Raw genomic sequence first — 1,294 nt, forward strand, 5'->3', positions numbered from 1 at the left:
TGGATTTGCCCCGTTTCAGTGGACATCAACGAAGCTTTCGCGTGAGGTGTCGCTGATGCCCAAAAGCCATCCTGCATATGCACCGGAGTTCCGGCGCCAGATGGTCGAGCTGGTCCGTTCAGGACGCGACCCAGCCGACCTTGCCCGCGAGTTCGAACCCTCTGCCCAGGCGATCCGGAACTGGGTTGCCGTTGCTGATCGGCAGGAGGGTCGGCGTGAAGCAAAGCCGGCACCCGCCGAGGCTGCTCTGAACACGGCCGAACGCGAGGAACTTGCCCGCCTGCGGCGCGAGAACAAGCAACTGCGCCAGGAGCGCGACATTCTCTCTCGAGCAGCGGCCTGGTTTGCCCGCGAGACCGGCACGATCCCGTCCGGATCTTCGAGTTCATGAAGGCAAACCAGGCCACCTTCCCGATTGCCAAGATGGCACGCCTGCTCGGCGTCTCGCGTGCCGGCTACTACACCTGGCTCGACCGGCCATTGTCAGCCCATGCCGAGGCAGATGCGGTCTTGCTGCGGCGGATCCGGACGGTGCACGCCACCTCGCGGCAGACCTACGGTTCGCCGCGAGTGCATGCTGAGCTCCGAGCCAGCGGCGAACGGCACGGCCGCAAGCGCATTGCGCGCCTGATGCGCAGCGCCGGGCTGGTCGGTGCCAGCCACCGCCGCGGCGGACCGGTGACAACGCGCCGCGACGACAGCAGCAGACCGGCCCCGGACCTGGTGGATCGCAAGTTCGCCGCCAGCGGCCCCAACCAGCTGTGGGTAGCGGACATTACGTTCATTCCCACGGCAGTGGGCTTCCTCTACCTGGCCGTGGTGCTCGATGTTTGGAGCCGCAAGGTCATCGGCTGGGCCACCGCCAACCACCTGCGCGCCGAACTCGTACTTGATGCGCTGGAGATGGCCATCGGCCAGCGCCGTCCAGGTGATGTCATCCACCACTCGGACCAGGGGTCGCAATACACGTCGCTGGCGTTTGGCAAGCGCTGCAAGGAAGCCGGCGTTCGGCCGTCCATGGGCTCCGTCGGTGATGCCTATGACAACGCCATGTGCGAGAGCTTCTTCGCCATCCTCGAATGCGAGTTGCTCGCGCGACGCCGCTTCGCCTCTCACGCCGAGGCGCGCATGGCGACCTTCAGCTTCATCGAGGCCTGGTACAACCCGGTCAGACTTCACTCAGCACTGGGCTACCGCTCGCCTATGACCTACGAGAAAGAGGAACAGAAAGCCGCCACTGCAGCCGCGTAATCAACCAAGCCCATCAACTGTCCACGAGATCGGGTGAAACCCA

Annotated in this window: 1 protein-coding gene; it reads left to right on the forward strand. The window is 65.0% G+C overall.

What is annotated here, in order from left to right:
- Positions 1-55: 55 nt before the first annotated feature.
- Positions 56-1,251, forward strand: a protein-coding gene (locus tag Q7A36_RS39860) for an IS3 family transposase (protein WP_305109333.1) whose coding sequence is annotated in 2 segments (ribosomal slippage) — positions 56-326 and positions 326-1,251 — 1,197 coding nt in all. Because the reading frame shifts where the segments join, the coding sequence is not laid out codon by codon here.
- Positions 1,252-1,294: the final 43 nt, after the last annotated feature.

It is taken from the genome of Paracraurococcus lichenis, from assembly GCF_030657435.1.
GTDB lineage: Bacteria > Pseudomonadota > Alphaproteobacteria > Acetobacterales > Acetobacteraceae > Paracraurococcus > Paracraurococcus lichenis.